The following is a 26,245-nucleotide window of genomic DNA, read 5'->3' as shown; positions in this document are numbered from 1 at the left end:
CTGCGGCATTTGGTTTACGTAGTCTCCGCACCCTTCTCAAGAATCTTCAGAAGCTCCTCAGCGGCCATAGCCCTGGTCTCTCGCTTCTGGCTCGAAGAAAGGTGCGGAGACGCCGTAATACGCTGAACTTCTCTACGGAAGTTTTCAATGGCGTCCCTGATCAGGTCCGGCCTATCTCGCACACCCAATTCGTCAAGACCTGCCAGCCCAGCCTCCAGCAGCAGCTCGGCCAAGGTCGACTGGTTGTGATCTGCGATGGCCCGCAACACGTCAAGCGCCCTCAAGATCGCAGGCGCTTGGACGTCTCGTCTTTCCAGCTCACTCTTGAACCAGTTGGGGATACGCGTGGCCATGTCCGGCGACACCGTCGCGGCGGGGGAAGGCTCCTGCCGGCGGCGAAGGGGCGCGGGCGAGAGGGGGATGGGTTCTCCCCCGGCAAGGATGAGGTCGATGCTGCCCGGTTCCCACTGAAGCGCCTTCTCGATGGCTTGCTTCGTGAGCGGCCGGGGCCTGCCCGACTTTTCGCGGACGTCTCGCAGGCCCTGGGCGCTGAGGCCGGTAAGTTCGGCGACTTGCTCCCAGAGGAGGCCAAGCTCTAGGCGCCGGTCCTCCATGTAGCGCCCGAGTGCAGCTCGCCATCTCTGCTTGTCTTCGGCGGTCCCTCGCATGTTGACGAGTGTGCCTGACAGATGTTGGCACGTCTAGGCATAGACGTGTGTCCAACTTGCATTCTTCCTGGTCAAGGCCCAGGTTAAGCCAAGTAAGAGCAAGTTATACAAAGAATCTTGGTTAACTTGCTTCCCTTGGCCCACAAGTTGGCATAACTTGGCTTACATGCGATCCGCAGTCATCGACGGCGACAAGCTCCGAGAGTTCCGCGAGGACCGAGAACTGTCAGGGACGGTTCTCGCCGCCCTCCTCGCGCAGGACCTCGGCCGCCCTGTCCACTCCTCCACCATCTACCGATTGGAGTCCGGCAAGCGTCAGCCCAGCGCCAAGTTGTTCGGGGCCATCTGCCGCATCTTGCGCTGCGAGAAGACTGAACTCATCGCCTCGGCGAGGGCCGAATGATGGCAACGCCCAGCGAGCACACCGTCCCGACCCTGGACGAGATCAAGGGATGGCCCGCCACCGTGGACCCCGCCACGGGCGGAAAGCCGTTCGGGATCAGCCGTAGTTACGCGTACGAGCTGATCAAGCGGGGCGATTTTCCCGCTCAGGTGATCGCTGTCGGCGGCAAGAAGCGGGTCATCACGGCCAGCATTCTGCAGGCTCTCGGCGGTGCCGAGTGAGCGCTGCCCCGGTGAACACCGACTACCGCCGCGACCTTCGCTACGCGCTGGCGAAGGACATCTACACCGCCGACTACCGCAACATGATGGATGCCGCCACGGCCCACCTGCGCCGGATGGCTGCGGTCTTCGAGATGTACCGGATCGAGACCGAGTACGAGCGAGGTGGGTCGTGACCGCCACCGAGCGCTACAACCGCCGCGTTGAGGCCGGCTTCCTGCTCGCCCGGATCCTGCGCGCCATCGACGACGCCCTGGAGTTCGCCGCCGACATGGCGGCCACCCCCATCCCCACGATCTGAGGAGATTGCCATGCGCCGCTTCAACGGCCCCTGCCACAAGGGCTACATGAAGACCGTCCGCGCCGAGAAGCGCCTGGAGGCGGAGGAGCGCAACGCCTTCACCTCGACGCGGCGGACCCGCGTGTTCCGCGAGGGCGCCGCCCCGCGCGCCAAATAGCCCGCGCCGTCTCCACTCCCTGAACAGGCCGCGGGCCCAGCAGCTTCTCACCCCTGCCGGACCCGCTGATCCCGCTCAAGAGCACTGACTGATCGATAGAGAGCGAGACCTTCAATGACTATCTCATCTCCCGAACGGACCGGCGTAATGCCGGAGATTGCCGGGCTCGGTGTCGCCCAGTTCCAGGTCAGGTACACCTGCCTGGACTCCGAAGGCGACCAGCAGGCGGGCAGCGACCCGGTAGAGGGGATCGCGGACGCCCATCTGGAGTGCGCGCGGATCCTCGAATACCAGGAGCGGTGGGACCTCCCGACCGACGCGAGCATCTGGTGGCGGACCGGCGCCAGCCCGTGGCAGCGGTGGGGCGGTGTCCGTTGAAGGGCATCCCGATGATCGGCCCCGCCCTGGTGGTCGGCGACACGATCGTGATGCCGGACGGCCGCGAGCTGCTGATCTCCAAGCTGGTCCCGGCGACGGGCGGCGAGGCGATCGCTTACGGCGCGCGTGAGGTGTTCTCCGGCTCCTGGTCGATGACGGTGGAGCGCGGTGAAGAGGTTCCCGTGTTCCCGCGCTATGGGGTGCGCTACCTGGCCGAGCAGGTGGGAGACGCGGCATGAGGTACCTGCCTGGAGAGAAGATCCGCGTCACGGTCGAGGGCACGGTCGGCGAGGTGGTCGCGGGCGACCCGTTCGAGGGCGGCTGGCCTGAACTGCTACTCGACGTCAAGGACGACCGCGGCGGCGTCACGCTGCGGATCCCGCCTGGCTGGGAGTCGGTGCAGATTGAACGACTGGCCCCGACCGGCGGCTGGCCGCGGCCCCGTGAGGTCTGGCAGGACGGGACGGGCTCGCTGTGGTGGGTCGCGTACAACGAGCGGGGCCTCCTGGCGTTCTGCGACGGGCAGGGGAACTTCTGCCGGTTCGAGGACCTCAACACGAGCGCCGGGCCGCTCACGCAGGTCTACCCGCCAGCTACTGACGAGCCCTCCGTGAATGACGAGGTGCCGTGGTGATCACGTCCTGGATCCCGCCGTACGAGGCCGCCCGGCGGCTCGGTATCCCGGCGCAGCGCATGAGCGATCTGGACGATCTGGTCGCGGTGGGGCGGCTGACCCGCGCCCGTATCTGCGACGACCACGACGCCATCGACGAAGCGTCGGTGATGGCCCTTCTGAACGCCTCGGATTTCACCGCCCGCCAGGGCGAAGTCGTAGCCGAGAGCGCGAAGCCGGCGTGGAAGCCGTGGAGCTCCGCCGACGATCCCGAAGCCCGCGATCAGCAGGCCGACTACGACGACACCCCCCACGAAGAGGGAGACGACGAGCAGTGACCTCCACCGAACTCGTGCAGGCCATGCCGAGCCTGCCGGAGAAGATGAACTACGCGCAGGCCCTCGCCGAGTCCGGCCTTCTGCCAGCCCAATACCGCAAGCAGCCTGCCAACGTGCTGTACGCGCTGGAGTACGGCGCGACCATCGGGATCGGCACGATGGCCGCCATCACCGGCGTCCACGTCATCGACGGCAAGCCGACCGCCTCCGCTGGGCTCATCTCGGCGCTGGTGCGGCGGGCTGGGCACCGGTTGCGTATCCGGGTCGAGTACGACCAGCAGGGATCTCCCCGCGCGGTCGCCGAGATCGTCCGAGCGGATGACCCCGAGCACGCCTTCGAGTCGGTGTGGACGCTGGAGCGTGCGGTGCGCGCCGATCTGGTGCGGATCAAGGACGGGAAGCCGTTCGCCCGGGACAAGAACGGTCGGGCGCTGCCGTGGGAGAAGTACACGGAAGCGATGTTGAAGGCCAGGGCCATCACTGAGTGCGCCCGCGACGCCTGCGAAGAGGTGCTGTTCGGGCTGCATTACACGCCTGAGGAGTTGGGCGCCGAGGTGGCCGAAGACGGCACGGTCGTCATCACCGACGCTCGCCCGCAAACTGCGCCCTCGCCCCCTCCGCCCCCGCCGCCGTCGGCCGACGACTACGTGGGCAAGGACCTGCTCGCCACACTCGCAGCCCAGTTCACGGCGCTCGGTGTGACCGACCGCGACGAGGGCCTCATGACGATCGCCCTGCTGACCGGACACAAGGTCGACTCCAGCAGGGAGTTGACCAACGCCCAAGCGCAGCAGCTCATCGACGTGCTGGAGCCGCTTACGCAGGCCGAGGATCCGTCGGCCGCTCTCACCGACGCGCTGCACCAGGCGATGGCGGCAGCCGACAACGCCGACGTGATCGAAGGCGAGATCGTCACCACCCCGGAGGAGAACCATGACCACGCCGCGTGACGCCGCTTTCAAGGTCGCGGTCCTTGACGCCTTGGCCAAACGAGTCGCTTCAGCCCTTACGGCAGCGCGGAAAGAAGCTGAGCCGCTTTTCGCTGCCGCCCGCGTGGAGGGGACCAAGCAGCTGGAGGTGGCTCTCCCGTCCGGCGTCCAGGTCGGCACCGTGTCCATCAAGGCGGGCGAGGACACCGCCAAGGTGAACGAGGCCGCGGTGCTGGCGTGGGCGCTCGACCGTGCCCCGACTGAGATCGAAAACGTGGTCTCGCCGGCGGCTCTGGACCGGCCCGACGTCGTCGCCTACGTGCGCCGCTTCTATCCAGAGTTGTCGGCCAAGCGGGTCCGTGCCGCCTACCTGGCGAAGCTGCTTGCCCAGCTCAACCCTGACGGCGAACTGGTCGATGAGGGCACGGGCGAGGTTACGAAGCTCGCCGAGACGGTGCGCACGGAGCCTTCTGGGGCGTTCGTCCTCACCTTCGAGAAGGCGAAGAACGGACAGTCGGGCGGGCGTGACCGGATCGCTGAAGCGTGGCAGTCGGAAGAACTTTCGCTCGTCGACTTGCTCCGTCCTGCTCTTGAAGCGGGCGACCAGTGAAGTCCGGAGGACCGCTGAAGCGGTACACGGAGCTGAAGCCGAAGAAGCCGATGAACCGCGGCAAGGGCTTCAAGCAGGCCGCCAACAAGCCGCGCAAGAGCACCAGTCAGGCGAAGACGAACAAGGGCCTGGACGCGTTGAAGGCGCTGGCTCGTCGGCGCGACGACAACACGTGCGTGCGGTGCGGCGTGGTCGTCGGCACCGGCGGCAATGTGCATCACCGGCGCAACCGCGGCATGGGCGGCTCTCGCAAGGCGAACGTCATCTCCAACGCGCTCGTTTTGTGCGGTTCGCCGACTGAGGGCTGCCACGGGTCGATCACGTTGCGGCCGTGGGAGATCGACGCCGAACGGTACGGCTGGGTGCTGCCCACCAACGGCACCGCGGACCCGGCGACCGTGCCCGTCATGGTGGCTTGGCTCGGCTGGGCGTACCCGCTGGCTGACGGCACCTGGCAGGTCATCGACGACATGCGGGCGGTGGCGTCATGAAGACGAGCAGCGCGTGCGCGCCATTGCCCCCGCCCTCAGAGGGCGGATCGCACGTGACCAGGTGGCGGCCGACCAAAGGCCGGAAGTGCGCATGTCGGCTGAACCCGCGCGACATCGCCGAGGACTGCGAGGTTCGCTTCACGCTGGCGCAGCGCCTTAATCGGTACGCCCACTTGCGGCGCTCTGGACTCCAGAGGTCGGAAGTCGAAGCGCAGATGGACATCAGCGTGAAGACGGGTTGGCGCTTCGACGCCTGGCTTGCCTGTTACCGCTTCGTGCGCCCCGGCTGCAGTACTTGTGCAGATAGCGAGCGAGCATGCGCCTGCTGCCCTACGTCTTCGGGCTGCAGACTCGACCGGCTCTCGCTGTACGCCAGGGACCGTATAGCCATCCAGTCGAACCGCTGCTGGTGGTGGACGGTCAACGTGCACCCCGATGGTTACGCCGCCGCCAAGCCGGGCGGGCGACCGTGGTCCACACCAGCCCACAGGTACGTCTATGAGGAGTTAATCGGGCCGATCCCCGAAGGCCTCCAGCTTGATCACACATGCCACACGCGCGATGAGGCGTGCCCTAGTGGTCGCGAATGCCTTCACCGGCGGTGCGTGAACCCTGAGCACCTGGAGCCGGTGACGCTCGCTGAGAACAACCGGCGCGGCAATGGCATCGCGGCGAACAACGCTCGCAAGGAGCAATGCCAAAACGGTCACCCGTTCGACTACACGTACAAGAACGGTGGCCGGAAGTGCATGACGTGCCAGAAGGCATACAAGCAGCGCAAACGAGACGAAGCACGCGCGGCGGGTGCCTCATGACCGTCCAGGACATTCGCTACTGCCCATGGTGTGACGCCTGGCAGCCGGCCGATCATGACTGCCCGGCCGGCGCGGTCGGGTGCACCGCTGGCCGAGCTGACGGGACGACGTGCGGCGAATGCGGCCCGTGCCTCGACGCCCAGCGGTCCGATCCCCGGTACGGCTCCCTGAACGACCTCGACATCCCCTGACATGCAGGAGCGCAACGTGAGTGACCAGGTGTACCTCGATGACCTCTTCGACGTGCTGGACCTTGAGGCCGCGGTGGAGGCGGGCTATGTGCGGGTGCAGGTGCATCCCGTCGAGCCGCTACGGATCTTCAACTACACGGAGCGCTGCGTCTACGAGCAGGTGTGGACTCCGGTCACGCTGGCCTGCCGCGGCCTCATCGTGGACGAGCACGGCGCGGTGCTGGCGCGGCCGTTCGCCAAGTTCTTCAACCACGGCGACCCGATGGCGGGCGAACTGGACCTGTCGGCTCCGGCCGAGGTCGTCGACAAGATGGACGGATCGTTAGGGATCCTCTACCCGACCTCGGCCGGGTACGCCGTAGCGACCAGGGGCTCGTTCACCTCCATGCAGGCGATCCACGCCACGGCGCTGTTGCAGGCTCGGTACGAAGACTTCGGGCCGCCGCAGGGCATGACGGTCCTGTTCGAGATCGTCTACCCGGAGAACCGGATCGTCTGCGAGTACGGCGGCGCCGACGACCTGTTCTTGCTCGGGGCGGTCGACATCTCCACTGGGCAGGTAGTCGGCCCTGACTGGGTGTCGGGCTGGTGTGGCCCGCAGGCCGCCGTGTTCAACGTCCGCACTCTCGGCGAGGCGCTGGCGATGCCGCCGCGTCCCGGTGCGGAGGGGCTGGTGGTCCGGCTGGTGGATTCCGGCCACATGGTGAAGCTCAAGCAAGCGGACTATGTGGCCTTGCACAAGGTCATCACCGGCCTGAACGCGCGTGGCGTGTGGGAGCTGATCGGCGACGGCAAGACGGTAGCCGACATCTGCGAGCCGCTGCCGGACGAGTTCCACCAGTGGGTGAAGGACCTCGCCGGGCGGCTGTCGGAAGAGGCCGACGACCTGCTGTACGACACCGAGCGCTTCCACGACAAGATCCTCGGCCGTCTGCCGGAGGGCTGGACGCGCAAGGACTACGCGCTGGAGGCGTCCAAGTCGACGCTGCGCCCGTGGCTGTTCAACTTGCTCGACGGCAGAGACCCGCGCCCGGCGATCTGGAAGACGCTCCGCCCGGCCAGCGACATGCGGCCCGTCAACTACTCCGAGGACGTCGCATGAGCACCCTCTACATCACGCGCGGCCTGCCCGGCTGCGGCAAGACGTACCGGGCGTCGGCGTGGGTGGCTGAATCTCCCGACTCGCGGGCTCGCGTGAATCGCGACGACCTCCGCGGCATGGTCCACGACAGTCTGCACATCAAGGGCGTCACCGAGCCGCGCATCATCGCCGTCCGGGACGCGGCCATATCGGCGCTGCTACGCAAGGGCGTGGACGTGGTTTCCGATGACACCAACCTCCCTTCGCGGACCGTCCGGGACCTGGCCAAGCTCGCGAAGCGGGCAGGCGCCGACGTTGAGGTATGGGACCTGACCGACCGGCCGCTGGAGACGTGCATCACCCGCGACGCCATCCGCGAAAGGTCGGTAGGGGAGCAGGTCATCCGCGACATGCACACCCGCTACCTGCGCGGCAGGACCTACCCGCTGCCGATGCCGGAGGAGGGCGAAGAGGCGGACGGACGGGAGCCGTACACGGCCAAACCCGACACTCCCAAGGCGGTGCTCGTGGACATCGACGGCACCACCGCCCTGATGTGCGACCGGTCGCCGTTCGATGAGACGCGCGTCGGCGAGGACCGGCCGAACCTGCCCGTCATCAAGGTCGTCCGCGCGCTGCATGACGCAGGCCACCTGATCGTGGTCATGTCCGGCCGCTCCGACGCCTGCCGCGAAGCCACCAGCGCGTGGCTGCAAGCGCACCTGCAAGTCCCGTGGGAGGCACTGCACATGCGAGCCGCCGGCGACTTTCGCAAGGACTCCGCAGTCAAGGCGGACCTGTTCGACGCCCACATCCGCGACTTCTACGACGTCGCCTGCGTGCTGGACGACCGGCGCCAGGTGGTCGAGATGTGGCGAGCGCTCGGCTTGACCGTGCTCCAGGTCGCTGACGGCGACTTCTGATCCTTCCGCCGCCGCCTCGTCATTGATCGGGGGTCGAGGTGGCGGCGGATACCCGAGACCAGCAACCAAGAGAGGAGAAGGTCGAAGTGAGCGAAATCCAACTGTTCGACGTGGCGGGCAGCAATATCAGGTTCGGCACCGCCGAGGACGGCCGCCCGTTCGCGGTCGCCTCCGACTACGCGAAGGCCATGGGTCACGCGAAGGCCACTGACGCCACACGCCTCCTGGACGAGGACGAAAAGGGTACGCAGATTGTGCGTACCCCCGGCGGACCTCAGCAGATGAACGTCATCTACGAGGACGGCATGTGGGAGCTGATCTTCCGCAGCATCTTGCCCGGCGCGAAGGCGATCAAGAAGCGGGTCAAGGAGATCCTGCGCCAGATCCGCGAGACCGGCAGATACGTGGTCGAGGGTGTCGATCAGCCCGCGATCCCCGAGGACTACTCGGGCGCGCTCCGCCGCCTGGCGGACGAGCATGACGCCCGGGTCCTGGCCGAGAGCCAGCGGGATGCGCTGAAGCCGCTTGCGGAGGCGTACGCCGACCTGATGGAGGCGGACGGCACGTTCGACTGGGCCGCCGTCGCGCAGATCTTCTCCCGGATCACGGGCGGGCTGGGCCGGAACAACTTCCTCGACCTGCTCCGCTCTGACGACCTGAAGATCCTCAAGGCGAACAACACGCCCTACCAGGTCAAACCCCTGGACCGCTACTTCAAGATCATCCCGACCAAGGCGGGCAACGACTCGACGCCCACGACCCGCGTGACGCCCGAGGGCCTGGGCTGGCTCCGCAAGCGGCTCGTCAAGCACTTCAACCACCAGCCCGGCCTGTTCGCCATCGGGGAGATCGCATGACCGACAACCTTCCCACCGTCGATGACTTCGCCTCCTACCCGCACACCACTGACGATGTGACCGCTCGCCGCCTGGCCGAGTACATGGCGGTTGAGGCGCACTGGTCGGCGTCGCTGAACATGACGCACTTCCGCGCCATGGCGGCAGCCGAGGCGTCGGGCGACAACTTCGCAGACCTGGCGGCGCACTACAACCTGAACCAGGCGCTCATGTCCGCCGAACATTCGGTGTCGTTCCTGCTGCGCGTGCTCATCGAGCACCTGCCCGACAAGGCGGACGAGATCGCCGTCGCCCTGTGGAACGACTGGGAAGACCCGCCGCTGCTCGCCCTGACGTGGACCGCTCTGGAGTCCCTCGGCATCGACCCGGAGGCGGTCGAGAAGGCAGCCCTCCAACGCTTCCACACGGTACGGAATGGCCAGACTCCGCCCGCATCGCCTGAGGTGCATCCCGGCCAGCCCGAGCTTCCCCTTGGGGGTGAAGCGTGATCATCCAACCGACAGACCTGCCAGCGCTTCGCGTGGGCCTGGGGCGATGGATCGATGAGTCAAAGGGGTGGTGGGAGGCGACCTGGCGGAAGCCCCCGGAACTGGCCACTCGACGCCCGCTGCGGCAGAACCTGGATGCTGCCGAACTCTTCTACGTCGCACCGGAGATGGCTCGCCTTGCCATGCATGCCGCAGACAGCCTCCCAGACTATGTGCTGCGAATCGAAGACGTCCCGGCACCGGCTGGGTTCCTCTACACCCCTGAGACGCTCCACACCACGATCTACGAAGAGACGATCCTCGGTGTTCCTCAGACCCTTTCCGCGAGCGTGACTGGCATCTACTGGACCGTCGCCGCCGCGAATGAGGACTACCCGCACGGCGCCGTAATCATTGTCCGGTTGGCGGACAAGGCCGACTTCCACCGTCAGCTACGCGATGCAGGTTACGTCGTGACCGGGTCCGCGCCCGGCCTCTATCTCCCGTTCTCAACGACCGCATGGCCTCTCTCGGGTGACTCCTATCAGTGGGGAAGCGAAGAGGAAGCTCGGCACGATCGGCATTACCCCGACAATCGGATCTTCAAGACGATCTGGCGGCTCATGCAGCAGCCGCTCATCGTGAACGAGGCGGCTCGATTCGATAGAGCGGCTCGTCGACGGCTTGAGCGCCAACAGGTCCCACCCGCCGCCGTGAGGGTGATCAGGCTGCGTCGGGGTGCGCATGGCGACTCCAATGGCCAGCAGGACCACGAGCATTTCCATCAGTGGGTGGTACGTGGCCACTGGAGGCAGCAGCCATATGGCCCCAAGGGGTCGTTACGGCGCCCGGTCTGGATTGCTCCCCATGTCAAAGGCCCTGAGGGCGCCCCTCTCCTCGGAGGGGAGAAGGTCCATGCCTGGGTTCGATAACGCCAACCTCGACGACATCAAGCATCCCCTGATCGACGTGTGGGCCGTCCTCGAAGACCCGGACATCCCCAGGGATGTCGGCCAGCGGCTGCTCACCCGGCAGCGTGCCCGCACTCTCGGCGTCGCTCCCGATCCGGTGCCTGACGGGGACAAGCCGTTCCTGGCCCGCCACATCGTGGACCTCCCCTCTTCGTAGACCTCCGCTTTCGGCGTGCTCACCGCTCGGGGGCGAGCACGCACCCCGCAAGATCGCAACAGACCCAGGAGATCGCATGGGACGCCACAGCACCGCTCCGGTGAAGCGCAAACAGACGCCCGTCCACAGGTTGTGGCGTCGCCTGCCGGAGCCGTGGCGGGCCCGCGTGTGGGAGCGGCGGCAGCGCTGGAGGTCCTTCTGGGACCGCCGGCACATCCCGGACGGCGAGTGGGACGCCCAACTCCCAAAAGACGCAGCGAACTGGACCGACGAACTCAACTGGGGCTCGGTCGGTGTCGCTGTCACCCTCCGGACGACGTTCCGCCGGCGCGGCGATCTCCTCCCCGATCACTCCAACCGCCAGGAGAAATCATGACCGTGACAGCCGATACCGAAGCCATCAAGATCCCGAAGTCCCTCGAAGACATCTTCGGCGGGCAGATGTCCTGCGACATCGCAGGCTGCAAAGTCATCTTCGGCCACCCGGTGGACCTGGACTCGGAGTTCACCGCCCCAGCCCGCGAGCAACTCCAGCGGGCCGCTGCCGCCGAGCACGGCTGGAAGCAGACGGTTGCCCGGCTGCTCATCTGCCCCGACTGCGCCGCCGGCCCGCTCGGCCGCGTCGTCGTTGAGGAGCCGCACTGGAACGCGCCGCCCAGGGTCGAACCGCGTCCGCCGGTGATGACCGGCGACGACGTGTCCACCATCGCCATCCCCGCTATCAGGGTTGCCGACTTACGGAATCCGGCTGGCCGCCGACCCTACGAGACCCCGAAGGACAGTGCCGCATGAGCGAGATCACCACCGAGAAGGTCGCAGCGACGCCCCCCACCGTCGAGCTGGTGGCCGACCTGCTGACCGAGGCCGACAACGACCTCCACGACGGCTACGACTGGAAGCTCAGCATGAGTTCGGTCGGCAACGTCGTCCGCATCGGTGTCGAGCCGTTCGCCGACGACGAGGATGGGACGCGACTCCCCGAGGTCCACTTCTGGGCGGTCGTCGTCGAGGGCGAGGAGACGCCGCTCGTCTTCGACCGGTCCACGTTCGAGCAGCGGGTCAACGAGCGGTTCGACGAAGCGGCCCGGAAGCTCGGCTCCGAGTCTCTCGCCTTCATGCCGGCCACGATCGCGGCGCTTAGGGCGCAGATCCTCGCTCTGGACGTGGACCTCGCTGAGGCCGCTCAGGCAGAGCAAAGCGGCGGTGCCTCGTGAAGCGCCGCCCTCTCATCGTCCATGCCTGCGCTGTGTTCGCCGCCGAGATCGCCGTCATCGCAACCGCGATCCCCGCCGCATCTGTGGCCGCCGCTGTCGTACTCTTCGCCGCGCTCTTCGTCCTCGTTATCGCGGACATGTGGCTGTTCCGGCGCCTGGAGTCGCGGGAGAAGTCGCTCCTTGCGCTGGTCGAGAAGTGCGCCGCGGACCAGGACTGCGCCTACTTCGAGGACCTCGTGCCCGATGACGTTCTGGCCGCTGCTGGCCTGAAGCGGGGTGCCGCATGAGCTACGGCCACTTCAGAGACGACTGCCACAAGCACCACGACCTCGTGGTCGACTTCGGCGGGCCCGCCCCCACGATCGTCACCCTGTGCGGCTCCACCCGCTTCTCCGCCGCCTTCCAGGAGGCGAACCTGCGCGAGACGTTGGCCGGGCGCGTCGTCCTGTCCATCGGCTGCGACATGCGCTGCGACGGCGACATCTTCGACGGCATGTCCGAGGCGGAACTGGAGGACGTCAAGGCGCGGCTCGACGAGCTGCACAAGCGGAAGATCGACATGGCGCACGAGGTGCTCGTCCTCAACGTCGGCGGCTACATCGGCTCGTCCACCCGCTCGGAGATCGAGTACGCCGAGAAGCTCGGCAAGCGGGTCCGCTACCTGGAGCCTCTCGCTGCCGGGACGGAGAGCGCCTCATGAATGCTGACATCGCCGAGCGGTTCGCACGCGAGACCGCCGACCACGAGATGACCGTCCTGCACGACGACGGTCTGTACCGGCACCTGCAGTTCCGTGGGCCCAACAGCTTCAATTGGTTCGAACTGATCACCGTCTCGCGCGCGCTCATCTACCGGAGTAGCGGCACGAGTTACGTGTTCAGTCGCGAGGACGACATGTTCGCGTTCTTCCGGGGACCGGTCGGCCGGATCAACCCTGGCTACTGGGCAGAGAAACTCACCTCCGGGCGTGACGGGATCAAGAAATACGACCAGGAACTGTTCCAGCAGCAGGTTAGAGAACACGTCGCTCAGGCCATCCAAGACCGGATCGCGCCTCGGGGGATCAGCCAGGCGATCCGGGAGCTTCTGGAGAACGGCGACATCACCTATGAGGAGGGCGCCCGGCGCGAGCTGGACGACTTCGAGTACGGCGCCAAGTACCAGGTGTCCTGCACCTGCGACGCCAAGGACGAGTTCGCCGAGCTGCACGACGCCGAGATGTGGGGCTGGCGCCACATCAACGAAGCGAACGCGCAGGTCCGGCATCGCACCACCCACAAGCGGGTGGACGGCTTCCGCTTCTACGACCTGTGGGAGTGGTCGTTCAAGGACTACGACTGGTCGTTCCTGTGGGCGCTCCACGGGATCGTCTGGGGGATCAGCCAGTACGACAGCAAGCGCGCTGAGCTCGTCGCGGCTGGGGCGGTGTCCGAGTGATGGCCCTCCTCGTCGCGGAGGCGGTCCGCCGCACTCTGCGGGACGCGTGGACGCTCATCCGCCCCTACCGGCTGGCCGCCGCTGGCGTCGCCGGGGCCGTCGTACTCACGGCGGTGGTCGTGGGCAGCGGCCCGCTCGCGGACACGCTCATTGTCTCCGCCCTGGTCGCCATCGCCCTGGCGAACGGCTGGTGGTGGTGGTTCCACGACCGCGACCAGCAAGCCCGCCTCCGCCGCCTGCGCGCCGACCTCGGCGAAGCGCGAGCCCACCGCGACCAGTGGGCCGAGCGCGCCACCGTCGCCGAAGAGGAGCTGATGGCGGCCGGCGAAGAGACCGCCTCCCTCAAAGCCCGCAACGCCATGCTCACCGGCCTGGTCGGAGGTGAGCGGCGGTGACCTTCCACGTGACCCTGCTGGACCTGCTGGCCGCCCCCGACGCCGACTCGCTGAAGGCGGGGTTCGCGATGCTGCTCCTGGCCGCCCTCGCGGCGAGCGGATGGGTCGCCGCCGCCGCGTTCCGCCGACTCCGCCGCGAGCAGCAGGCCGTAGCGGAGATCCGGGCCCGCTCCGTCGTCGACCAGTGGAACGAGGCAGGCGCCCACGCCGTCAACCGGCCGCCCACCCGCCTCCAACGCCTCCTCGACGAGCACGAGGAAGAGGAGACGCTACGCCGAGCCCTCTCCGACGAGGCCGACGAGCGGACGCTCTTCGACGACCTGCACGACGCGTTTCCCGAGGAGGAGTCTCGTTGAGTCGCCGACCTTCGCAGCAGCACCGCGTTGCGACACACCGCCCCGCCGTACGCCGGCGCCGGTTCCGCCACGACGAGCTCATCGCCGTCGACCTCTTCAGCGGATTCGGTGGATTGACGCAGGGCATCGAACAGGCCGGGTTCACCACGATCATGGCGGCGAACCACAACGCCTACAAAGTCGAGGTCCACGAGGCCAACCACCCGCACGCCGAGCACTGGATCGCGGACCTGGTCGACCGGGAGTCGTCCGACTACCACTCCGCCAGGGACCTGCCCCCGGCTGATCTCCTGGTCGCCGGCGTGAGCTGCGTCAACCACTCGCAGGCCAACACCAAAAAGGCATACGCGGAGAGCTTGTCGCTGTTCGACCTCCCCGACCCCGAGTTCGAGGAGCGCGTCACCAAGTCGGAGCGTGACCGCGCCACGGCGAACTGCGCGCTTCACTACGTCGCCGAGCACCACCCCCGGATGATCCTGATCGAGTGCACCACCGAACTCTTCTCGTGGGGGCCGGCGGTGCCGGTCAAGAAGTACGGCGACGGCAGCACCTACAAGTGGTGGGTCAAGCAGTTCGGCATCTTGGGCTACAAGGGTCGCGTCAACTACCTCAACTCGATGTTCTTCGGCGTCCCGCAGTCCCGCGACCGGGGCTACTGGATCTTCTGGGACGAGCGCCTGCCGACCCCGGACCTCGACCACCGGCCCGAGTCGTGGTGCTCCGGATGCGGCACCATCGTGCAAGCCGCATGGACGTGGAAGACCGGGATCCCGCCCACCGGCAGCGTCCGCTACGGCAAGCAGTACGACTACCGCTGCCCGTCATGCAGGCGCGTCGTGATCCCCCCGTTCGCGCCGTCGCTGAACGCGCTCGACCTCTCCAACCTCGGCACCCGGATCGGCGACAAGCCGCTCCGCGAATTCACGGACAAGACGACCGGCGAGACCATCCTCAGCCCGCTCGCACCAGCCACCATGGCCCGAGCGGAGCGATGCAGGCAGCGGTTCGCCGACTTCCCCGCCGTGCTCATGCCGGCCAAGTCCCAGCGCGGATCCGAACGCCACCCGTGGCAGCCCCTCGTGACGCAGACCAGCCAGCAAGAGACTTCGATCCTCTCGACCGGCGCGCTCATCGCCGCCGCGGGCAACACCTACGAGCGTCCCGGCTCCGACTGCCGCACCCGCGACCTGGGCGACCCTCTGCCCTCGCAGACCGCGACCAACACGCAGGCACTGTTCACGCCTCCGGTCGCCCTGGTGACCGGACAGGTGATGGTCGCGCACCGGCACAACGGCGACGGCAAGCACATCACCCAGCCGATGGACACGGTCACGAGCACGCACGAGAAGGCCGTCCTGGTCGCGGTGAACAACTTCCAGGGCGCACCTCGTGGCGTCGACGAGACACTCCCCACACAGGGCGGCTCGGAGACCATGGCGCTGCTCTCTACCGGTGTCCTTCCATTCCGGAAGAACACCACCCCGACATCGCACGCCGAAGCGATGCCGACCGTCACGTCCGACCAGATCCCCGGCGTGCTCACCGCAGCCGGGACCATCAAGAACAACGGGTCGATCGACGAAGCGAAGTACCGCGCCCACGGCCTCGACGACCCGCTCGGCACTGTCGTCGGGTCCGCGATCACCCAGAGCATGCTCTTCTCCGGCTGGCACACGCAGAACGGCGCCGAACTACCCCACGCCCAATGGCGCGAGGTCCTCGCGAACCTGAAGCTCGAAGACTGCTACTTCCGCATGATGGCCTCGCACGAGGTCGGCGCCGGCTGCGGCTTCGACGTCGACTTCGCCGACCACAAGGGCACCTACATCGTCTGGGGCTCCGCACGCGACCAGGTCGACGGTTTCGGCAACGCAGTCAGCCCTCCGGTCGGGCACTGGATCAGCAGCCGGCTCCGCGCCGCCCTTCACGCCGAGGAGGTGGCGTGATGGCCCCCGATCTCCGCCCCTGCTGCCAGCAAGTCCTCCTGGACCACTACTCGGTGTGCGACGCCCGCCGCGAGGACCCGCCGACCGCCGCCATGTTCGACCTTCCCGACGAGCCCCAGCAAGGAGGGCCGCTGCTGTGACCAGCTCCCAGATCGTCCGATGCTCCTTCTGTACACGCTTCGGGCTTCACGGCGCGTTCGGCTGGTGCTCGGCCTGCTATCAGCGGTGGAAGAGAGCCGGACGCCCCGAAGATGGTCCGCCGCAGCCGCTGTCCCGGCTGGAGTGCGCCGCACAGGCGCGTGCCGCGTACCAGGCCGTGGTGCAGGGCCGCCGAGAGGACTACCTGGAGCTCCGCTCATGGAACGAGACCCGCGAGCAGGCCGCCTCCCGTCTCGGCGTCTGCGAGGAGACCACACGCCGGTACGACCGCGCCCTGCGAAAGCAGGTGACGGCCAATGCCTAACCGCCCTGGCCGTCCACGTGGTGGCCCTCCCATGGCTCAGCGTCTCGCCCAGTACCGGGCCCTGCGCGTGCGCGGCCTGACGTACGAGCAGGCCGCAGAAGCGATGGACGTGTCCCGAGAAGCGATCTGCCAGTACGTGAGGAAGCTCCGCGAGCTCGGCGAGCTGCCGCCCGTACCGTCTCGCCTGTCTGCGGCGCCAGCCGTACAGGAGGGCGACCGATGATTGAGGCGATTGATATCCGGTACGGCTACACGCTGGCCGACCTGGACAGGCTGAGCCGCAAGGCTGTCCACATCGACGCCTCCGGAGCGTTCTGGCGCGGTTCGGATGCTGCAGGCCGCTACGAGATCGCCTGGTCGGCCATCGCCGAACACCTGTGTGCCGCCGGCGAGGCGCCCGCCGAATACGACTTGACCCGTGCCGGGACCGCCGCCCTGCAGCGCGCCGTCCGAGAGATCCGCCACGCCCACGGCATCGCCGACAACCAGCGGGCCTTCACCGTCTACTGGATGGAGATCAGCGGCTGGTCGGGCAGCCACGAGCCGCGCATCGTCGACGCCGTGGCGCTGCACCAGATTTGGCCGCAGCTACGTCCCCGGCACCGTCAAGTCTTGATCGCGCTCGCCACCTTCGGCGATCACGCCCCGGCCGCAGCCGCGTTGGACATGAACGTCAACCTGTGGAGCGTCCATCTGTCCAAGGCGCGGCGCGAGTTCCTGCAGTTGTGGCACCAGGGCGAGGCTCCCTCGGGGGTCTGGGGCCTGGACCGGCGATCGAAGACCGTCGGTGCTCGGCGGAAGAACCCCGCCGCCCGCGTGAAGTACCGCACCGGCAGGGCGCCTCTGGTGATCCAGCACGGCAAGGCCAACACCTACCGCAACCACGCCTGCCGGTGCCCGCCCTGCCACGACGCTGCCATGGCCGACCAGCGTGACCAGCGCGCCAGAAAGAAAGCCGCCATGCACGAGATGGCCGTTCCCGAGCTGCCCGAGCGGGAGGCATCATGACGAACCTGGCTGACGATGGGGCCTTCACGGGCCCGCTCGTCAAAGCACTGCGTTGCCACGTCGACGCGTTCGCCGAGTCGATGGCCGGACCGAAGGCGACCCTCGCCGCTCTGGAGAAGGTCCGCCTGTCCGCAGCGGCATGGGTCTACTACTCCGCGCTCGTGGCCTGGGCCGAAGACCACAAGCTCGTCGATCCGTGGCTGCGCGCCGACGCCAAGGACAGGCGCGAGGAGTACGCGCCGCCCCAGGCCGGCGGCATGTGCGGCTGGCTCGCTCGGGCGTATGCGGCGCTGTGCGTCCACCCGGCCACCTGGTGCCTGCTGGATCCCCGGTATAGCGCGCTGAGAGCCCACAACCCGTCGGAGGACGTCTGCCGGGATCTTGTCGACTGGTGGACTTCCGACGCGCCAACCCTGGCGTACGAGGTGACCAGCGGCCCTGCGTCGATCTCCGGCTGGATCGTCGGGGATGTCCTCCAGTTCCTGCGTGACTCCCGGCCCGGCGGCGGGGGAGGCGGTAACGCCCAGACCCCGTGGTGGATCGCCGACGGCATCCTCGACATGACCCTCATCCCCGCGGCGGCCGAGTTCCGCGGCGAGACGTTGAAGACGATCGACGCGACCTGCGGTACGGGCCACTTCCTCGTACGGAAGATCGACTACCTGTGGGAGTGGTACACCACCGGAAGCCTGCACCAGCGGCAGATGAAACCGGGCAAGACCATGAAGCCCGCCACGGGCGGCACCCCGTTACCTGCGGCCGAGGCGATCCGCCGGATCGTCGCCGGGGTGGACGGGTGCGAGATCGACCCGCTCACCGCGGCCGTGGCCCGCCTCCGCTTCGTCGTCGCGATCGGCGACCTCATGCACCGCTCGGGCCTGCTGCCCACGCTGCGGCTCGACACCATCCCGCCGTTCCAGCCGCGCATCGTCGTCGGCGACTCGCTCCTCGCCGAGAAGGTGAGCGCTGAAGAGTACGCCCGCATCCACCCGAAGCTGGCGGCGATCCAGAACCTCGGCATCCCCGACGAAGCGCCCGCCGTGCCGGCCGAGACGCCCGTCGTGATCACATCCCCCATCCAGCTTGACCTGTTCAGCGAGGTGGCCCATGCCTGACCTCACTGACGACCTTGAGCGGATAGCCCGCCACATCCCTTGCCTGGAACGTGCGGCAGAAGACGAGTCCGCACCCGCCGAAGTCCGCGCCGCGGTAGCTGCGATGGCCCGGCTCGCCCGGTCCGCGGCGGACCTCCTCGGACAGGACCGGACGGATCCGGACGTCACCTCAGACCCTCGAACGGAGACGAACAATGACGGTTCCTAGCTGGGCTTGGCAGGACGATGCGGCCTGCCGCGAACAAGATCTCTTGCTGTTCTTCGGTCGTGAGGGGGAGCGGCAGCCCGAGCGCGACGTGCGTGAAGCCAGAGCAAAAGCCATCTGCGACGGCTGCCGGGTGCGCATCCAATGCCGTGAGACCGCCTTCGAGCTGAAGCAGGACACGGGCGTGTGGGGCGGACTCGGCGAGGAGGAGCGGCGCACCAAACGGCGCACCTGGCTGAAGAACAAGGCTCAGCGGGGGGTGAGCGCGGCGTGAACGTCGAATTGCGGCCCAAAGAGATCGCGCGTTTCCACGCGAAGGTTCAGCGTCAGGAAGGGTGCTGGGTCTGGCCCGGCGAGATCGGCAACACAGGCTATGGGATCTTCCGCATCTATCGAAGCGGTAAGACGAAGAAGCTCTTTGCCCATCGCGTCGCGCACTTCTTGGCGAGCGGCGAAGACATCACCAACCTGGTCGTCCGACATGACTGCGACAACCCGCCGTGCTGCAATCCTTCCCACCTGCGATCCGGCACCCAAGCCGACAACATGCGCGACTCCATAGAGCGCAAGCGTGCGAATCTCGCCGGGCTCGCCAAGGGATACGAGAGGCAAGCCAAGCGCCTGCTCGAAAAGCTGATCGCGCAGGAGAAGCGCTGCCCCGCCTGCGAGATCGTCAAGCCGCTCGACGCCTTTCACCGGGCGCGCGGAGCTGTGGACGGGCGGCAGGGCTGGTGCAAGGACTGCCGCTCACAACAGCTCCGTGAGGCGTGGCAGAACGACCCGGACTTCCGGAACCGTGAATTAGCCCGCAAGCGGGAGCGGAGAACAGCGCAACCCAAGGTCGAGAAGCCCCCGAGAACTCACTGCTTCAAGGCGCACGAGATGTCGCCGGAGAACACGGGACCTCGCGGCCAGTGCAAGCAGTGCGCCAGAGACCGTGCCAGGCGCGCTCAGGAGAGGAAGCGGGCGAACGTCGATCTGCAGCCAGATGGCCAGTCCAAGCCGTCTGAGGCGGTGGCGTGATGGCCTACGTCACGGCGATACGAAGCCACGACGCCGAATGGCTGCTGCAGTGCGAGCGCGCCCTGAACGATCAGTTGTTGAAGGCGGGCCGGGCGCGCAAGGCGAAGGCGCGGCGTGACAGGAACGTCTTGTCGATCGGTCACATCCCTGACCTGGAGCCTGGCGAGGTGGAGGCGGCCCGCCGGGTCGTCTCCCGCGCCGCGGCCAGTCTCGGCCCGGAAGCGGTCACCGAGTTGCTCGCGGTGCTCGGCCTGGACGAGGTTGAGCAGCCGCGGACGCGCCTGTGCCAGGGCTGCAAGCAGCGCGTCCCCTCCGCCGACTTCGCCGACCGCGGCGACGGACAGGCCCGCTGCCCCCGGTGCCGCGCGCGTCGCCCGGGCAGGCCGCTGCCGAACGGCGTGAAGCGGTGCAGCCGGTGCAAGGTCGCGAAAACCGCCGACGAGTATCACGCGAACCCGGCCAGTTCTGACGGGCTGCAGTCGAGGTGCAAGCCGTGCCGTGCCATCCAGGAGCGTGAACGTGTCGGCCGGCGCCTTCGGCAGGAATCGCGTCTGGCGGAGGCGTCATGACGGAGACGCGAGCCCGCAAGTGCGGGACGAAGGTCCGCCACCAGAGCCGCGGCGAAGCTTCCGCTCACCTGCGGTCGCTCGTCGAGCAGGGAGCGGCGAGCGCGTGGCTGAACGTGTACCGGTGCGAGCACTGCGACGGCGGCTGGCACGTCGGTCACCGTCCTGGGCGGAGGAAGCGATGACCGGCAGCGGATCAGGAGCCGGAACGCGCCGGCTTGATGCCATCGGCGATGTCGGCGGCTTCCTGCAGCCTGCGGACGTACTCGCGGTCCCAGCCGAAGTGGCGGGCTATGGCGACTTGCTTGATGCCGCTCGCGCGCATTTCGCGAATGGTGCGGCCGAGGTTGAGCCGGGCGGCTTGGACGATCTCGGCTGCCTGCTGCTCGGCGCGCTCGATCTCGGCGAGGGCGGTGTCGAGGGGGGCCATCGGATCGGTCACCTCCTGATTGTGACATGGGGGTCGGCATCCTTGTCGTATCGCCAACTTAGCATACGGCCTACTGGCCTTTCGGCCAACTCTCAAGTTGGCTATACTGAGATGCGAAGACAGAGCCCGCTCCGGACCTAACCGAACCACTCACCAGCTGGAGCAAGGCACGTGGCACGTAGAGAGGCGCAGATCTTCACCTCGATCTGGCGGGACGCGGGGACGCACGAATGACCAGCCTTTCCCCGATGGATCCGCTTGCGTGGCGGACGGTTGTCGCGCGCTGCCTGATCGGCTCCACGGTCAAGCTCGTGGCCTACACGCTGGCGAACTACGCCAGCGGCGACGGCGGCTCCGTGCGGCCTGGTGTGGCGCTGCTGGTCAAGGACACCGAGCTTGGCGACCGGACTGTGCGGGATGCGTTGACCCTGCTGCGCGGGCTTGGCCTGATCGAGCGGACCTTCCACGCATCGCTGACGGGTCTGAGGGATAAGGCCGACGAGTATCGGCTGACGTTCCCTGACGATCTTGGCGAGCGCGTGGCGATGTGGGATCCGAAGCGCCGCATGGTGACGAAGGGCGGCATGGAGGTCGCTCCGCCGGAGCCTGCGACGAGGAAGAAGCGGACCAAGGCACCGGCAACTCCTGCCGGTGGTTCAACGGAGGAAAGCAGCCAAGCACCGGCAAGTGCTGCCGGTGGTTGGGCATCAGAATCACCTGAAACCGGGCACGACGACGGCTCGAATCAGGGTGTTACCACCGGTAACCACCGGCAACTGTTACCCGAACCACCGGCAACTGTTACCGGAACCACCGGCAGGAGTTGCCGCCCAAGTAGCCATGCACCTAGCCAAGCACCTAGCCATTACTCACATACCTCTGATCACTTCGGTTCCGTGGAAGGGGACGGCGACCGCGCCGAACCGAAAAGCGATCTTGGATTGAGCTACCAGGACGCCTTCAAGGTCATCCAGTCCCTCGGCGGCGAGATCGACACCTTCGTCGCAGCCCTCCACGCCGACGCCACCGAACACGGACACGACCCGCTGCACGGCCAAGCACTCACCATCGCCGTTGCCAAAGTCGCACTCGTCAAGTACCCCCAACTACTCCCCGAACGAAGGACGGCATGACCCCCACCGACGAAACCCCCGACGCCACAAGCCCGACATGGGCGAGCGCCGTCACCGCGAAGCCCAACAGCGAGCTGGCCCCCACCGGCTTCGCCGACCTCGACACCCTGACCGGCGGAGGGCTCCGACCCGGCACCCTCACAGTCATCGCCTCCCGGCCTGGCATGGGCCGAACCACGCTGCTGCACGACATCTGCCGCCACAACGCCATCCGCAACAGCCGGGCGACCATGCTCACGACCCTGGAAGAGAGCCGCGAGGACGTCGTCACCCGCTTCCTGAGCGCCGAGACCCGCGTCCCGCGTCACCAGCTCCTGGCCGGCACCATCGACAAGGCGGCATGGGAGCGGCTGTCCCAGCAGATGAAAGCGATGGAGGGCGCTCCGCTGGTCATCGACGCGCCACCCTCCACAACCGCAGCCGACATCGCAGGCAAGGCCACCGAACTGGTCGCGCAGCATGGCACGCGCCTGATCGCCATCGACGGAATCCAGGACATCCAGCCGGAGAGGCGCAACGACCTGCGCGAACGCGAAGTAGGCGACGTCGTGCGGGATCTGAAGGCCCTCGCCCGCGAACTCCAGGTGCCCGTCGTCGCCACCGCGCACCTGAACCGCAGCCCCGAGCAGCGGATCGACAAGCGCCCCCGCCTGGACGACCTGCGAGAGTCGGGCGCGATCACCTTCTCCGCCGACCTGCTTGTCCTGCTGCATCGCGAGGACTACTACGACCGTGAGTCGCCCCGCGCTGGCGAGGCCGACCTGATCATCGCCAAGCATCGGTACGGGCCCACTGCCGTGCTCACGGTCGGTTTCCAGGGCCACTACAGCCGCTTCATCGACATCTCGTCCGACGACATCCGCCCGCCGCGCCCGACCCGACCCGGCGCCGGATTCTCGGACCTCTTCGGTGCCGGATCGGAAGGGGTGTCATGACCGATGGCCAACACCGACCTGCCCAACCTCGACCAGGCCACCCGCGAGGCCGTCGCCGCCCTCGTCCACCGGATGCGGCAGCGCGACGAGGCGACCGATGAGGACCGGCCCGACATCGAGCCGTTCGCGCTGGAGTACGTGATGGCGTTGCGATTCCGCGGCTGGCGACCCACGCCGGCTCAGGCCGCGGTGTCGTGGGGGCCTCTGGTCGGCCGCGGCACCGATCCGGAGCGTCACGCCGACCTGCTCGCGGAAGCCCGCATCGACTGTGCCAACGCCGCGGCCAAGTTGAAGGCCGACGAGAACGAGCGGCTGCCGTGAGCGTCACCACCTACCGGCAGGCGTGCGGCACCCACCTGGGCCTGATCGCTCACAGCTCGGCGGATGAGCCGCTGTGCGGGGAGTGCGCCCACGCCGAGCTGGTGCGGCGGGTGAGCGTCGAGGCGTGGCCGGTGGTCGTTCGGCATCCCGCACGCCGGCCGATCTCGCGGCGTCAGGCGGAGCGGAACTTGGCCGTACTCGTCGCTGAGATGGCCGACGAAGCCGCAGCAGAGCTGGCCAACCCCGGACCGCCCGACCCGATCGAGGAGGCGCAGTGACACCTCGACCGTCCGCCCGCCCTGCCCCGTACGCCGCTGTCCTGCGGTGGCTCGGCACCCCTGCCCCGTTCGACTCGAAGGAGACCTTGTGAGCTACGTCTGGCCATCACGCGAGGAGTGGGCAGCCGCCGCTGAGTACTCGGTGCGGACAGCCTGCTACCCGCTCGAACGGGTGCCGGAGGGCGTGGAGCACTACCTGTCCGCTGACGAGGTGAAAGAGCTGGACCAGCTTCAGACCAGCCTGTCGGAGGCCGCGAGGTTTGCGCTGACGCAGGAGATCAGGCGGCTCCGGGGCCTGCTTCCGCCTCGCCCGTCCCGCACCTCGGAGCGGATCGCCTGGTACGACCAGCTGACTCCCGAGCAGCGTGCAGCCGCGCAGCGGCTCGGGACGTTGGAGTACGCCCGCACAGATGTGGGCCGCCGGGCCAGAGGCGAGACGTCGGCGCAGGCGGGCTGGTACAGCAACGTCGCTTGCTACCACCACGTCACCGACGGCGTGGTTGCCGAGTTCGTTGAGGATCGCGAGTCGCTGGAGCGGCTCGTCGTCCTGGAGGCCCGGTACAAGACCCTGCGCCATCAGGCATCTGTGGGCGCTCTGGCCTCCGCCATCGCCCGGGAGGTGGCCAAGCGCAACTCCGACGAGGGCTGGGCCAAGGAGCTGGAACGCCGAGCCCGGATCGACGGCAGCCACGTGATCACCCCTGGACCGCAAGACCGGACCGAACAAGATCACAAGACGGAGGAGAGCGCGTGACCCTGCCCTACCGCTGGCATCCGTTCGGCACGACCACGGAGCTGCGTCCGGCCGTTGGTGCCCTCGTCGCCTGGGAGCACCAGGTGTACCGGGTCGTCAGTTTCACGCCGCGCCCGGCCGAATTGTGGAGCGAGGAGGCTCGCGCCCGGGTGGCGAGCATGGGCAAGTCCTACGCGCCGCACGCCGTTGTGCTGCGGCCGGTCGACTCCAGCGACGACCCGCAGGATCGCGGCCGTGACGTGCACCTGGAGTCTCGCGGCCACTACTGGGACGTGTACCGGGACGAGCACTACGCAGTGTGCGCCTCCTGCTCGGAGCCGCTGCCGTGCCGTGAGCGGATGGCCGAGCAGGTGTCGCGGAAGGCCGCGGAGTGGATGGGCCGGTTCGAGATGGCCGGCGTGTGCCCGTCCTGTCAGGAGCCGGTGACGGCGAAGCAGCGGTCGCTGACGTTCGCTGACAACGTGGAGGTGCTGGGCGGCCCGGCGGTGACGTTCCACGTCGGTCGCGGCGGGTGCCGGCACCGGGCAGCGCTATACGAGCAGCAGTGGGTGGAAGCCGACCCGAAACGGCGCAAGGCGACGCTGACCTGCCCGGGGCGTGTCATCAACCACAACGACGGCACTTACGAGTGCACGCAGTTCGGTGAATGCGCTGGCCCTGAGGCTGAACACAACGGGTACACGGTGTGCCGCTGCCCTGACTGCCATGGGCGCGGGTCCTTCGGCTGCCGTCCCGGGCCGAAGGCCGAGCTTGTGGACAGGCGGATCCCGTGACTGAGCCCGAGTTCCCGCTCTGCCCGCCGGACGACCCGAGAGTCCCGGTCGTGCTGAACATGCTGCGCAAGTCGCAGTTCATGGGCGGCAACTTCACGTTGGACGCCCGCCGCATCCTGGCCGCCCTGGACTTGGCGGCCGACAACCCCGAGACCGACAAGGAGACCCCGAATGGCTGACCCGAAGATCACCACCCCCGCGCAGCTCGCCTACGCGCTGCTCAACGACCTCGACGACGGCAACCTGCCCGGCTCGCCGATCCGCTACCACGGTGAGGAGATCTGGCTCCACACGACCGGCCAGGTCGAGGGCTGGCTACGGGCCCACCTGGAAAAGGCGGGCCTCATCGAACCCGTCGAGGACAACTGGGAGCCCGTGTCCGAGCCTGCCGCCGAGGAGGTGGCCTCTCGTGGGTGACGACACCGAAGACCCGGCGCTCGCCGAAGTGGAGCGCCTGGCCACCGAGCTGTACAAGGCTCAGGACGCTCTCGCGTTCGTCGCCGAGTGCTGCGATGTCGCAGACCGGATGGGCGGCTCCATCACCACAGCCGATGTACGCCAGTGGCTCGAAGGGGCCAAATGCGGCAGGCAGATCATTGCGGAGCGGGAGGCCGACCGTGGCTGACACCACCTGCTGGGTGCTGACCAACTCTGACGGCGAAGACCTCGACCAGGACGGCATCCCGCACTTCCCGAGCGAGAAGCACGCCGAGGAAGAGGCCGCGAAAATCGAGGGCGATGAGGTGTTCAAGCCTCGCCAGCTCGACCACCCCTGCGTCATCGTCGCCTGCTCCTGCTGCGAGTACATCTACGACGAGGACGAGGACGGCGTCTGCCACTTCGACAACCTCGCGGAAGCGGAGCAGGCGCTGGCCGGCCACTGGAAGTTCACCCGCGACGAGGCACTGTGCGACGAGTGCAAGCCGGGCACATGCGACCGGTCGGCGGATGAGCACGGTAGCGCGGAAGCCCTGTTCTTGATCAACGACGGAGGTCGCTGATGTGGGTGGCGGACGTCGACGCCGGATGGCTGATGTGGCTGCGGGACGAGCCGGACGTGGCGCTGTCGTTCGACCGGGCGGAGGTTGCCGCGTTCGTCGCCGGGGTTGAAGCGGGCCAGTTCGACGTCGCGTCTCTCGCATCCGGCATGCACGACTCGGACAGAGATGCGCCGGGAAGGCCGCCAGCAACGCCGCTCACGCGATCTGAGGCGGATTCCGCACCCGTCTAAGGGTGCCGTCCTCCTGGAGTCTCAGCGGCCTTCTCAGGGCCGCGAGCAGAACTCAAGATCGAATTTAGCTATGGATCAAGCACTTCTTGAT

The 26,245-nt window shown here is 67.6% G+C and carries 51 protein-coding genes; 49 read left to right on the top strand and 2 right to left on the bottom strand.

Annotation, left to right across the window (positions count from 1 at the left end; all coding sequences use genetic code 11):
- Window positions 1-14 precede the first annotated feature (14 nt).
- Window positions 15-668, bottom strand: coding sequence for a hypothetical protein (locus tag AB0F17_RS08835; protein ID WP_358018565.1), 654 nt, complete (start codon window positions 666-668; stop codon window positions 15-17).
- Window positions 669-834: 166 nt separating this feature from the next.
- Between AB0F17_RS08835 and AB0F17_RS08830 the strand changes: the two genes are divergently transcribed.
- From AB0F17_RS08830 to AB0F17_RS08645, 38 genes are all read left to right on the top strand, one after another.
- On the top strand, window positions 835-1,071 hold the full coding sequence (locus tag AB0F17_RS08830; protein ID WP_358018562.1) for a helix-turn-helix transcriptional regulator: 237 nt from the start codon (window positions 835-837) through the stop codon (window positions 1,069-1,071).
- Window positions 1,071-1,292: a DNA-binding protein gene (locus tag AB0F17_RS08825; RefSeq protein WP_358018559.1), complete on the top strand. Its 222-nt coding sequence runs from the start codon at window positions 1,071-1,073 to the stop codon at window positions 1,290-1,292. The genes AB0F17_RS08830 and AB0F17_RS08825 overlap by 1 nt, the downstream gene beginning before the upstream one ends.
- Entirely contained in the window at window positions 1,289-1,468 is a 180-nt protein-coding gene (locus tag AB0F17_RS08820) for a hypothetical protein (RefSeq protein WP_358018556.1), read from the top strand. The genes AB0F17_RS08825 and AB0F17_RS08820 overlap by 4 nt, the downstream gene beginning before the upstream one ends.
- Complete coding sequence (locus tag AB0F17_RS08815; RefSeq protein WP_358018553.1) at window positions 1,465-1,593, top strand: hypothetical protein; 129 nt, start codon at window positions 1,465-1,467, stop codon at window positions 1,591-1,593. Before AB0F17_RS08820 ends, AB0F17_RS08815 begins: the two co-directional genes overlap by 4 nt.
- 10 nt (window positions 1,594-1,603) lie before the next feature.
- Window positions 1,604-1,750: a hypothetical protein gene (locus tag AB0F17_RS08810; protein WP_358018550.1), complete on the top strand. Its 147-nt coding sequence runs from the start codon at window positions 1,604-1,606 to the stop codon at window positions 1,748-1,750.
- A 147-nt stretch (window positions 1,751-1,897) separates the two neighbouring features.
- Window positions 1,898-2,128: a hypothetical protein gene (locus AB0F17_RS08805; RefSeq protein ID WP_358018547.1), complete on the top strand. Its 231-nt coding sequence runs from the start codon at window positions 1,898-1,900 to the stop codon at window positions 2,126-2,128.
- Window positions 2,129-2,139: 11 nt separating this feature from the next.
- On the top strand, window positions 2,140-2,367 hold the full coding sequence (locus AB0F17_RS08800) for a hypothetical protein (RefSeq protein ID WP_358018544.1): 228 nt from the start codon (window positions 2,140-2,142) through the stop codon (window positions 2,365-2,367).
- Window positions 2,364-2,762 carry a hypothetical protein gene (locus AB0F17_RS08795; protein ID WP_358018541.1) on the top strand — a complete coding sequence of 133 codons (399 nt, stop codon included), beginning with the start codon at window positions 2,364-2,366 and terminating at the stop codon, window positions 2,760-2,762. The genes AB0F17_RS08800 and AB0F17_RS08795 overlap by 4 nt, the downstream gene beginning before the upstream one ends.
- A complete protein-coding gene (locus AB0F17_RS08790; protein ID WP_358018538.1) occupies window positions 2,759-3,079 on the top strand; it encodes a hypothetical protein in 321 nt (106 codons plus the stop codon). Before AB0F17_RS08795 ends, AB0F17_RS08790 begins: the two co-directional genes overlap by 4 nt.
- On the top strand, window positions 3,076-4,029 hold the full coding sequence (locus AB0F17_RS08785) for a hypothetical protein (protein WP_358018535.1): 954 nt from the start codon (window positions 3,076-3,078) through the stop codon (window positions 4,027-4,029). The genes AB0F17_RS08790 and AB0F17_RS08785 overlap by 4 nt, the downstream gene beginning before the upstream one ends.
- Window positions 4,013-4,618 carry a hypothetical protein gene (locus AB0F17_RS08780; RefSeq protein ID WP_358018532.1) on the top strand — a complete coding sequence of 202 codons (606 nt, stop codon included), beginning with the start codon at window positions 4,013-4,015 and terminating at the stop codon, window positions 4,616-4,618. Before AB0F17_RS08785 ends, AB0F17_RS08780 begins: the two co-directional genes overlap by 17 nt.
- Window positions 4,615-5,109 carry a hypothetical protein gene (locus tag AB0F17_RS08775; protein ID WP_358018530.1) on the top strand — a complete coding sequence of 165 codons (495 nt, stop codon included), beginning with the start codon at window positions 4,615-4,617 and terminating at the stop codon, window positions 5,107-5,109. Before AB0F17_RS08780 ends, AB0F17_RS08775 begins: the two co-directional genes overlap by 4 nt.
- Before the next feature lie 605 nt (window positions 5,110-5,714).
- Window positions 5,715-5,924 carry a hypothetical protein gene (locus AB0F17_RS08770; protein ID WP_358018527.1) on the top strand — a complete coding sequence of 70 codons (210 nt, stop codon included), beginning with the start codon at window positions 5,715-5,717 and terminating at the stop codon, window positions 5,922-5,924.
- Window positions 5,921-6,115, top strand: a complete 195-nt coding sequence (locus AB0F17_RS08765; protein ID WP_358018524.1) for a hypothetical protein — start codon at window positions 5,921-5,923, stop codon at window positions 6,113-6,115. Before AB0F17_RS08770 ends, AB0F17_RS08765 begins: the two co-directional genes overlap by 4 nt.
- A gap of 16 nt (window positions 6,116-6,131) precedes the next feature.
- Entirely contained in the window at window positions 6,132-7,217 is a 1,086-nt protein-coding gene (locus tag AB0F17_RS08760; protein WP_358018521.1) for an RNA ligase, read from the top strand.
- Complete coding sequence (locus AB0F17_RS08755) at window positions 7,214-8,119, top strand: AAA family ATPase (protein ID WP_358018519.1); 906 nt, start codon at window positions 7,214-7,216, stop codon at window positions 8,117-8,119. Before AB0F17_RS08760 ends, AB0F17_RS08755 begins: the two co-directional genes overlap by 4 nt.
- Before the next feature lie 86 nt (window positions 8,120-8,205).
- A complete protein-coding gene (locus AB0F17_RS08750) occupies window positions 8,206-8,976 on the top strand; it encodes a phage antirepressor KilAC domain-containing protein (RefSeq protein WP_358018516.1) in 771 nt (256 codons plus the stop codon).
- Window positions 8,973-9,464: a hypothetical protein gene (locus AB0F17_RS08745; protein WP_358018513.1), complete on the top strand. Its 492-nt coding sequence runs from the start codon at window positions 8,973-8,975 to the stop codon at window positions 9,462-9,464. Before AB0F17_RS08750 ends, AB0F17_RS08745 begins: the two co-directional genes overlap by 4 nt.
- On the top strand, window positions 9,461-10,375 hold the full coding sequence (locus AB0F17_RS08740; RefSeq protein ID WP_358018510.1) for a hypothetical protein: 915 nt from the start codon (window positions 9,461-9,463) through the stop codon (window positions 10,373-10,375). The genes AB0F17_RS08745 and AB0F17_RS08740 overlap by 4 nt, the downstream gene beginning before the upstream one ends.
- Window positions 10,359-10,571 carry a hypothetical protein gene (locus AB0F17_RS08735; protein WP_358018507.1) on the top strand — a complete coding sequence of 71 codons (213 nt, stop codon included), beginning with the start codon at window positions 10,359-10,361 and terminating at the stop codon, window positions 10,569-10,571. The genes AB0F17_RS08740 and AB0F17_RS08735 overlap by 17 nt, the downstream gene beginning before the upstream one ends.
- 76 nt (window positions 10,572-10,647) lie before the next feature.
- Window positions 10,648-10,947 carry a hypothetical protein gene (locus AB0F17_RS08730; protein WP_358018504.1) on the top strand — a complete coding sequence of 100 codons (300 nt, stop codon included), beginning with the start codon at window positions 10,648-10,650 and terminating at the stop codon, window positions 10,945-10,947.
- Window positions 10,944-11,363 (top strand): hypothetical protein, encoded by a 420-nt coding sequence (locus tag AB0F17_RS08725; RefSeq protein ID WP_358018500.1) that lies wholly within the window; start codon window positions 10,944-10,946, stop codon window positions 11,361-11,363. The genes AB0F17_RS08730 and AB0F17_RS08725 overlap by 4 nt, the downstream gene beginning before the upstream one ends.
- On the top strand, window positions 11,360-11,785 hold the full coding sequence (locus AB0F17_RS08720) for a hypothetical protein (protein WP_358018497.1): 426 nt from the start codon (window positions 11,360-11,362) through the stop codon (window positions 11,783-11,785). Before AB0F17_RS08725 ends, AB0F17_RS08720 begins: the two co-directional genes overlap by 4 nt.
- The gene (locus tag AB0F17_RS08715; protein WP_358018494.1) at window positions 11,782-12,072 is read left to right on the top strand and encodes a hypothetical protein; all 291 of its coding nucleotides are present in this window, start codon (window positions 11,782-11,784) and stop codon (window positions 12,070-12,072) included. The genes AB0F17_RS08720 and AB0F17_RS08715 overlap by 4 nt, the downstream gene beginning before the upstream one ends.
- The gene (locus AB0F17_RS08710) at window positions 12,069-12,485 is read left to right on the top strand and encodes a hypothetical protein (protein WP_358018491.1); all 417 of its coding nucleotides are present in this window, start codon (window positions 12,069-12,071) and stop codon (window positions 12,483-12,485) included. Before AB0F17_RS08715 ends, AB0F17_RS08710 begins: the two co-directional genes overlap by 4 nt.
- Window positions 12,482-13,222: a hypothetical protein gene (locus AB0F17_RS08705; protein WP_358018488.1), complete on the top strand. Its 741-nt coding sequence runs from the start codon at window positions 12,482-12,484 to the stop codon at window positions 13,220-13,222. The genes AB0F17_RS08710 and AB0F17_RS08705 overlap by 4 nt, the downstream gene beginning before the upstream one ends.
- Complete coding sequence (locus AB0F17_RS08700; protein WP_358018485.1) at window positions 13,222-13,617, top strand: hypothetical protein; 396 nt, start codon at window positions 13,222-13,224, stop codon at window positions 13,615-13,617. The genes AB0F17_RS08705 and AB0F17_RS08700 overlap by 1 nt, the downstream gene beginning before the upstream one ends.
- Window positions 13,614-13,973 (top strand): hypothetical protein, encoded by a 360-nt coding sequence (locus AB0F17_RS08695; protein ID WP_358018482.1) that lies wholly within the window; start codon window positions 13,614-13,616, stop codon window positions 13,971-13,973. The genes AB0F17_RS08700 and AB0F17_RS08695 overlap by 4 nt, the downstream gene beginning before the upstream one ends.
- Window positions 13,970-15,919: a DNA cytosine methyltransferase gene (locus AB0F17_RS08690; RefSeq protein WP_358018479.1), complete on the top strand. Its 1,950-nt coding sequence runs from the start codon at window positions 13,970-13,972 to the stop codon at window positions 15,917-15,919. Before AB0F17_RS08695 ends, AB0F17_RS08690 begins: the two co-directional genes overlap by 4 nt.
- Complete coding sequence (locus tag AB0F17_RS08685; protein ID WP_358018477.1) at window positions 15,919-16,059, top strand: hypothetical protein; 141 nt, start codon at window positions 15,919-15,921, stop codon at window positions 16,057-16,059. The genes AB0F17_RS08690 and AB0F17_RS08685 overlap by 1 nt, the downstream gene beginning before the upstream one ends.
- A complete protein-coding gene (locus tag AB0F17_RS08680; RefSeq protein WP_358018474.1) occupies window positions 16,056-16,382 on the top strand; it encodes a hypothetical protein in 327 nt (108 codons plus the stop codon). Before AB0F17_RS08685 ends, AB0F17_RS08680 begins: the two co-directional genes overlap by 4 nt.
- A 31-nt stretch (window positions 16,383-16,413) precedes the next feature.
- Window positions 16,414-16,605 carry a hypothetical protein gene (locus AB0F17_RS08675; RefSeq protein WP_358018471.1) on the top strand — a complete coding sequence of 64 codons (192 nt, stop codon included), beginning with the start codon at window positions 16,414-16,416 and terminating at the stop codon, window positions 16,603-16,605.
- Complete coding sequence (locus AB0F17_RS08670) at window positions 16,602-17,390, top strand: hypothetical protein (RefSeq protein WP_358018468.1); 789 nt, start codon at window positions 16,602-16,604, stop codon at window positions 17,388-17,390. The genes AB0F17_RS08675 and AB0F17_RS08670 overlap by 4 nt, the downstream gene beginning before the upstream one ends.
- Window positions 17,387-18,505 (top strand): hypothetical protein, encoded by a 1,119-nt coding sequence (locus tag AB0F17_RS08665; protein WP_358018465.1) that lies wholly within the window; start codon window positions 17,387-17,389, stop codon window positions 18,503-18,505. Before AB0F17_RS08670 ends, AB0F17_RS08665 begins: the two co-directional genes overlap by 4 nt.
- A 194-nt stretch (window positions 18,506-18,699) precedes the next feature.
- Complete coding sequence (locus tag AB0F17_RS08660) at window positions 18,700-18,984, top strand: WhiB family transcriptional regulator (RefSeq protein ID WP_358018462.1); 285 nt, start codon at window positions 18,700-18,702, stop codon at window positions 18,982-18,984.
- Window positions 18,981-19,733, top strand: coding sequence for an HNH endonuclease (locus tag AB0F17_RS08655; RefSeq protein ID WP_358018459.1), 753 nt, complete (start codon window positions 18,981-18,983; stop codon window positions 19,731-19,733). The genes AB0F17_RS08660 and AB0F17_RS08655 overlap by 4 nt, the downstream gene beginning before the upstream one ends.
- Entirely contained in the window at window positions 19,733-20,302 is a 570-nt protein-coding gene (locus AB0F17_RS08650; protein WP_358018456.1) for a hypothetical protein, read from the top strand. Before AB0F17_RS08655 ends, AB0F17_RS08650 begins: the two co-directional genes overlap by 1 nt.
- Window positions 20,299-20,484 (top strand): hypothetical protein, encoded by a 186-nt coding sequence (locus tag AB0F17_RS08645; protein ID WP_358018453.1) that lies wholly within the window; start codon window positions 20,299-20,301, stop codon window positions 20,482-20,484. Before AB0F17_RS08650 ends, AB0F17_RS08645 begins: the two co-directional genes overlap by 4 nt.
- Before the next feature lie 11 nt (window positions 20,485-20,495).
- Here AB0F17_RS08645 and AB0F17_RS08640 read toward each other — a convergent pair whose 3' ends face one another.
- Entirely contained in the window at window positions 20,496-20,741 is a 246-nt protein-coding gene (locus AB0F17_RS08640) for a hypothetical protein (protein ID WP_358018450.1), read from the bottom strand.
- Window positions 20,742-20,977: 236 nt separating this feature from the next.
- On the opposite strand from AB0F17_RS08640, the gene AB0F17_RS08635 reads away from it, so the two are divergent.
- From AB0F17_RS08635 to AB0F17_RS08585, 11 genes are all read left to right on the top strand, one after another.
- On the top strand, window positions 20,978-21,862 hold the full coding sequence (locus tag AB0F17_RS08635) for a hypothetical protein (protein WP_358018447.1): 885 nt from the start codon (window positions 20,978-20,980) through the stop codon (window positions 21,860-21,862).
- Window positions 21,859-22,797 (top strand): DnaB-like helicase C-terminal domain-containing protein, encoded by a 939-nt coding sequence (locus AB0F17_RS08630; protein WP_358018444.1) that lies wholly within the window; start codon window positions 21,859-21,861, stop codon window positions 22,795-22,797. The genes AB0F17_RS08635 and AB0F17_RS08630 overlap by 4 nt, the downstream gene beginning before the upstream one ends.
- Window positions 22,798-22,800: 3 nt before the next feature.
- Window positions 22,801-23,118 (top strand): hypothetical protein, encoded by a 318-nt coding sequence (locus AB0F17_RS08625; RefSeq protein WP_358018441.1) that lies wholly within the window; start codon window positions 22,801-22,803, stop codon window positions 23,116-23,118.
- The gene (locus AB0F17_RS08620; RefSeq protein ID WP_358018438.1) at window positions 23,115-23,396 is read left to right on the top strand and encodes a hypothetical protein; all 282 of its coding nucleotides are present in this window, start codon (window positions 23,115-23,117) and stop codon (window positions 23,394-23,396) included. Before AB0F17_RS08625 ends, AB0F17_RS08620 begins: the two co-directional genes overlap by 4 nt.
- A gap of 88 nt (window positions 23,397-23,484) precedes the next feature.
- Window positions 23,485-24,150: a hypothetical protein gene (locus tag AB0F17_RS08615; RefSeq protein WP_358018435.1), complete on the top strand. Its 666-nt coding sequence runs from the start codon at window positions 23,485-23,487 to the stop codon at window positions 24,148-24,150.
- Complete coding sequence (locus tag AB0F17_RS08610) at window positions 24,147-24,923, top strand: hypothetical protein (RefSeq protein ID WP_358018432.1); 777 nt, start codon at window positions 24,147-24,149, stop codon at window positions 24,921-24,923. Before AB0F17_RS08615 ends, AB0F17_RS08610 begins: the two co-directional genes overlap by 4 nt.
- Window positions 24,920-25,102 (top strand): hypothetical protein, encoded by a 183-nt coding sequence (locus tag AB0F17_RS08605; RefSeq protein WP_358018429.1) that lies wholly within the window; start codon window positions 24,920-24,922, stop codon window positions 25,100-25,102. The genes AB0F17_RS08610 and AB0F17_RS08605 overlap by 4 nt, the downstream gene beginning before the upstream one ends.
- Complete coding sequence (locus tag AB0F17_RS08600; protein ID WP_358018426.1) at window positions 25,095-25,340, top strand: hypothetical protein; 246 nt, start codon at window positions 25,095-25,097, stop codon at window positions 25,338-25,340. Before AB0F17_RS08605 ends, AB0F17_RS08600 begins: the two co-directional genes overlap by 8 nt.
- Window positions 25,333-25,548 carry a hypothetical protein gene (locus AB0F17_RS08595; protein ID WP_358018423.1) on the top strand — a complete coding sequence of 72 codons (216 nt, stop codon included), beginning with the start codon at window positions 25,333-25,335 and terminating at the stop codon, window positions 25,546-25,548. The genes AB0F17_RS08600 and AB0F17_RS08595 overlap by 8 nt, the downstream gene beginning before the upstream one ends.
- Window positions 25,541-25,924 (top strand): hypothetical protein, encoded by a 384-nt coding sequence (locus AB0F17_RS08590; RefSeq protein WP_358018420.1) that lies wholly within the window; start codon window positions 25,541-25,543, stop codon window positions 25,922-25,924. The genes AB0F17_RS08595 and AB0F17_RS08590 overlap by 8 nt, the downstream gene beginning before the upstream one ends.
- Window positions 25,924-26,154, top strand: a complete 231-nt coding sequence (locus AB0F17_RS08585) for a hypothetical protein (RefSeq protein ID WP_358018417.1) — start codon at window positions 25,924-25,926, stop codon at window positions 26,152-26,154. Before AB0F17_RS08590 ends, AB0F17_RS08585 begins: the two co-directional genes overlap by 1 nt.
- The last annotated feature ends 91 nt before the right edge of the window (window positions 26,155-26,245 follow it).

This window comes from Nonomuraea sp. NPDC026600, assembly GCF_040638335.1.
Lineage (GTDB): Bacteria > Actinomycetota > Actinomycetes > Streptosporangiales > Streptosporangiaceae > Nonomuraea.
Note: the sequence above shows the minus strand (reverse complement) of the source record. Positions and strands in the feature narration are given on the sequence as shown.